Source organism: Cupriavidus sp. 207A1, from assembly GCF_057798955.1.
In genome coordinates, this window is record NZ_JBYOJO010000038.1 from 1 (window position 1) to 2,058 (window position 2,058).

Sequence of the window (2,058 nt, forward strand, 5' to 3'; positions counted from 1 at the left end):
GCTTAGTCGAGGATCTTTGCCACGACGCCGGCGCCGACGGTACGGCCACCTTCGCGGATGGCGAAGCGCAGGCCTTCTTCCATGGCGATCGGGGCGATCAGCTTGACGGTGATCGACACGTTGTCACCCGGCATGACCATTTCCTTGTCCTTCGGCAGCTCGATCGAGCCGGTCACGTCGGTGGTACGGAAGTAGAACTGCGGGCGATAGTTGTTGAAGAACGGGGTGTGACGGCCGCCTTCGTCCTTCGACAGGATGTACACCTCGCCGGTGAAGTGGGTGTGCGGCTTGATCGAACCCGGCTTGCACAGCACCTGGCCGCGCTCGACGTCTTCACGCTTGGTGCCGCGCAGCAGCAGACCGACGTTGTCGCCAGCCTGGCCCTGGTCCAGCAGCTTGCGGAACATTTCCACGCCGGTGCAGGTGGTCTTCACCGTCGGCTTGATACCGACGATTTCGATTTCTTCGCCGACCTTGATGATGCCGCGCTCGATACGGCCGGTCACCACGGTGCCGCGACCCGAGATCGAGAACACGTCTTCCACCGGCATCAGGAAGGTACCGTCAACGGCACGCTCCGGCGTCGGGATGTAGGTGTCCAGCGCGTCGGCCAGGCGCATGATGGCTTCTTCGCCCAGGTCGCCCTTGTCGCCTTCCAGCGCCAGCTTGGCCGAACCCTTGATGATCGGGGTGTCGTCGCCGGGGAATTCGTACTTCGACAGCAGCTCGCGAACTTCCATCTCGACCAGCTCGAGCAGTTCGGCGTCGTCCACCATGTCGCACTTGTTCAGGAACACGATGATGTACGGCACGCCAACCTGACGGGCCAGCAGGATGTGCTCGCGCGTCTGCGGCATCGGGCCGTCAGCGGCCGAGCACACCAGGATCGCGCCGTCCATCTGGGCGGCACCCGTGATCATGTTCTTCACGTAGTCGGCGTGGCCCGGGCAGTCAACGTGCGCGTAGTGGCGGTTGGCCGTCTCGTATTCGACGTGGGCGGTATTGATGGTAATACCGCGAGCCTTTTCTTCCGGCGCTGCGTCGATTTCGTCGTACTTCTTGGCCGCACCGCCGAACTTCGCTGCCAGCACCGTGGCGATCGCTGCGGTCAGCGTGGTCTTGCCATGGTCAACGTGACCAATCGTACCAACGTTCACGTGCGGCTTGGTCCGCTCGAACTTTTCCTTTGCCATTTCGCGACTCCTGTCTCGGTAGCGATATTGCCAGTGCGTGGTATTTGGTGCCCATGGGCAGGATCGAACTGCCGACCTCTCCCTTACCAAGGGAGTGCTCTACCACTGAGCCACATGGGCGAAACTAGACGTACTACTTTATGACAGCAACCGCGCGACTGGAGCGGGTGAAGGGAATCGAACCCTCGTCGTAAGCTTGGAAGGCTTCTGCTCTACCATTGAGCTACACCCGCCTGGGTCTTTCCTGCTTCTTCACCGGCGTTGCCGGCTGCTGTCTTGCATTCTGGTGGAGAGGGCTGGATTCGAACCAGCGTAGGCGTAAGCCAACAGATTTACAGTCTGCCCCCTTTAGCCACTCGGGCACCTCTCCGCAGAGAACTATCGATTATGGGCTTCCTCGCCGCTCCTGTCAAGCACTTTCCGTTGCGGATGCTGTGCTGGCATGGAATCGGGAGGGCGTTCCGGCGTGGCGTCTGGCGCTGCCTGACCGCTCCCACAAGCGCAGTTTAGATTTCTGCGTTCTCACCCTATAGGGGCTTCGCCGAACGGCTTCTGGCGGCTCTGGAGCGGCCAGGCGTCGCTGCGCGACAGCGTCGGACCGGGCGGGGGAAAAGCAAAAACCCCTCGCAGCACACGCTGTCGAGGGGTTTTGCACAATAAGAGCCTGGCGATGACCTACTTTCACACGGGAATCCGCACTATCATCGGCGCGGAGCTGTTTCACGGTCCTGTTCGGGATGGGAAGGGGTGGTTCCAGCTCGCTATGGTCACCAGGCATGAGGGGTTGTGGCGCTGTCGGGTTGGGACAGCGTCACGAATCGGGATGTAGTTGGGGTTGTGCTTACTGTGTCAACACACGTGGCAC

At 61.2% G+C, this 2,058-nt stretch carries 1 protein-coding gene, 3 tRNA genes and 1 rRNA gene; all 5 read right to left on the reverse strand.

Annotation, left to right across the window (positions count from 1 at the left end; genetic code table 11):
- Nucleotides 1-2 precede the first annotated feature (2 nt).
- The 5 genes from tuf to rrf all read right to left on the reverse strand — a co-directional run bounded on the left by tuf (nucleotide 3) and on the right by rrf (nucleotide 1,968).
- Nucleotides 3-1,193 carry an elongation factor Tu gene (gene tuf / locus AC3FMM_RS31355; protein WP_062801974.1) on the reverse strand — a complete coding sequence of 397 codons (1,191 nt, stop codon included), beginning with the start codon at nucleotides 1,191-1,193 and terminating at the stop codon, nucleotides 3-5.
- Between the two features lie 45 nt (nucleotides 1,194-1,238).
- Nucleotides 1,239-1,313, reverse strand: a tRNA-Thr gene (locus AC3FMM_RS31360).
- A gap of 39 nt (nucleotides 1,314-1,352) precedes the next feature.
- Nucleotides 1,353-1,426, reverse strand: a tRNA-Gly gene (locus AC3FMM_RS31365).
- 51 nt (nucleotides 1,427-1,477) lie between these two features.
- A tRNA-Tyr gene (locus AC3FMM_RS31370) sits at nucleotides 1,478-1,563 on the reverse strand.
- A 292-nt stretch (nucleotides 1,564-1,855) separates the two neighbouring features.
- Nucleotides 1,856-1,968 (reverse strand): 5S ribosomal RNA (gene rrf, locus AC3FMM_RS31375).
- Nucleotides 1,969-2,058: the final 90 nt, after the last annotated feature.